Annotated in this window: 1 protein-coding gene and 1 pseudogene; both read right to left on the reverse strand. The window is 46.4% G+C overall.

Going from position 1 to position 2,984, the window contains the following annotated elements; translation table 11 throughout:
- Positions 1–157: 157 nt before the first annotated feature.
- Positions 158–1,990 (reverse strand): reverse transcriptase/maturase family protein, encoded by a 1,833-nt coding sequence (locus G5B06_RS18420; protein WP_042958109.1) that lies wholly within the window; start codon positions 1,988–1,990, stop codon positions 158–160.
- 653 nt (positions 1,991–2,643) lie between these two features.
- A pseudogene (locus tag G5B06_RS18425) lies at positions 2,644–2,984 on the reverse strand (VirB6/TrbL-like conjugal transfer protein, CD1112 family); the annotation flags it as partial.

The raw sequence follows: 2,984 nt of genomic DNA on the forward strand, positions 1-2,984 counted from the left end.
CCCATTCCTTATTGGTCATGGTGGCAAACGGAATTGGTGCTATGGAAGTATAAAGTAGGGTAAGAACCCGGCGCCTTGCCATATTGCTATGGTAGGTTTCCGAGAACTCCCCTCCGAACCGGACTTACACCTCTCAGCGTATCCGGCTCTCCAGATGTCAGTCTAATTTCCCAGCGTGTAACTTATCGTGACAGTAGACGCAGAGTGCCATTGTCTTGCGCTTACGCCCAATCATGGCGATTTCCCATTGTTTTCTGCCACTTAAATCTTTGAGTTTTCGTACATGGTGTATTTCAAGCGGCACATTTTCTGCGCCGCACCACTCGCATTGGTTCGCTTGCAGTCTTTTAATCAGGCTGTTGCGTCCATAATTCTCAACGGCTCGTGCTACTATATCGGGATTTCCGCTTTCTACTTTGGTATTCCGGCGGAAACCGTCATTGTAGAACAGCACTTTTCCCACCTTGCCGTTTTTCTTCGGATACTCCACAACAAAATCTTTCCCTTGACGGTACTTGCGGATAATTCTGCTGATTCGTGTCCGATATTTTCCAGCAAAGGTTTTGAGCATACTGTATCTCATTACATAGTAGAAGTTATTGAGTACAGACACGTTGTTTGCAAGTCGGTAGTAGTTATACAATCCACGGATTTCTGCGTTGTATTGGTTTAGGATTTCCAAATCGTCCAAGTGCAACAGGCGAGTGCGCCGGACAGGTTCCCAAACCTCTTTGTTTCCATTTTGTTTGTCGTATTTAATCTTGAGGGCATTGTAGGAGAACAGTCGTTTTACCCACTTATCATGGGGAACATAAAGTAAGACTTTTCCATTGTTTACCCGTCTGGTAGCCCCGGTTTTGGTCTTTTTGTTGTGTTCGCCTTTGGCGATTGTGACCTCATATCCCAAGAACTTCGCAGCGTCGTGTCCATGAGTAATCAATGTCTTTTCCTCGGACATTTCCAGATGGAGTTTGTCCCGGATAAAGCAGCCTACATCTTGTTTAATCTGTTCTGCGTCCTCTTTGCTGCCGATAACTCCAATTAAGAAATCATCGGCATATCGGATATAGCAAATCCGTTTATAGCTATCGTCCATCTGGTCGCTATACGGCATAGATTTCAGACTACGCCGCAGTTCCCGGATTTCTGCAATTAAGCCCTCTTTTTCTTCCTCGCTCATTTTAGAGAGATTTCTTTTAAGCCTTTGTTCTTTCCCCCGGCAGACATCCAGCTTCTTCTTGAACGCAGGATTGATTTTACGGCGGTTTCCGCAGTTGAATTTCTCTGCATACTCTGCCATATAGCTATCCAGTTCGTTCATGTAGATGTTTGCAAGGATAGGGCTGATGATGGAGCCTTGCGGAGTGCCGGAATAAGTATTGTGATAATTCCAATCCTCCATATATCCAGCTTTCAAGAACTTCCAGAGCAGACCGATGAAATGTTCATCTGCAATCCGCTTTCGCAAAATAGCAATCAACACATGATGGTCTACGTTGTCAAAACAGCCCTTTATATCTCCCTCAACGAACCACTTTGTCCCCGTAAAATATTTCTGCACATATTTGAGTGCCGTATGACAGCTTCTGTTTATACGGAAACCGTGGGAATAGTCGCTAAAGGTTGGCTCATAAATACTCTCTAAGATGAGCCGCACCACCTCCTGTATCAGTTTATCGTCGAATGACGGTATCCCCAGAGGACGCATTTTCCCATTGGATTTCGGGATATACGTTCTCCTTGCCGGGTTAGGCTGATAACTAAAATCCCGCATCTTTTCAATGAGGGCGTTTATCCTTGCCATTCCCATTCCGTCAATGGTTTTGCCGTCTGTTCCGGCTGTCATGTTGCCTGGTTTCGCCTGTATCCGCTGATATGCCAGCAGATAGAATTGTGGATTGTACAGGTTGCGGTATAACCGCTCGTACTTGTAACTCTTGTTACACGCCTTGGATTTTAGGCTTTCCAACACATTTTCAGGACTTCTCATAATGCCTCACGCACCTTTCCTTTTTATGAATTGGTTGACATCCTGCCTCCCTTCGCCATGTAGACGGCTTTCCCGCCCTCGGACTACTACGGAGGCTCCGTTGCCATGCCGGATATTCAGCGTCATCTTTCTTGGGTTTTTACCCCTTGAAATTTATCGCCTTGCGGCATTACGCATAGCCGGATAGTTCCGGCGTTCCGGTTTAGGCAATCTCCAGTTAGACACTTTGGGAAAAGCGTATTGTGATGTCGGTAGTGGGTTTTCGTCCTTTTCCGCTTACTGCGGCTGGCTGTCATAAGTATCGTGCGGTCTGTGTTTACCTGTCACATTCCGCTATGACATACGGCGAATACAACCATCCTGCGCCGTCGGGTCGAGTATCCCGCCTCGGACTGCCCTTAAAGCAGTTTAGCCTTGCTCCTCATTCACAATGTTGCGTCTTGCCGCTCAGTCGTGGGTAGATGGTTTTCCCAACTTGCGATTTTTCCGATACGCTATTGTCCCCCTTGTGGTTTCCCTCCGAGGTAAATCGGATGACGCTAAAGTGACGCTTTTCACGTCTTTGATACTTTTCTTTACCGGCTTGCTAAAGCCGGGTTCCCAAAATGCCCGCACACCGCCTTTGGATGAAAAGCGGCGCTTCTGGACGCGCGGTAAATTTCTATCATTCTTCCGTACAAAATAACGGTTATGATGATCGACAGAATCCGCATGGTAATACTGATCAACAGCGTTTCCATGGATAGCAGGAACAAATCCCCCAGTTCCATATCTTCCAGTGCATCCACAATCCTTGCGACTGCTTCTGATGCATCCACCGCTGTGTTCCCGGAGATCACCCCGGCGGCATTGTTGACCACATGCTGGCCAACATCAAAGACCGCCATCGTGATATTGAACGTATTTGTCACCAAATAAATGGCTACATACGCCTTGAAAATCCAGAGGAAAATGTTGTAAGTCTCAAATTCATGGAAATTGTTTTTCTGCGTTA

Source organism: Blautia luti (assembly GCF_013304735.1).
Lineage (GTDB): Bacteria > Bacillota > Clostridia > Lachnospirales > Lachnospiraceae > Blautia_A.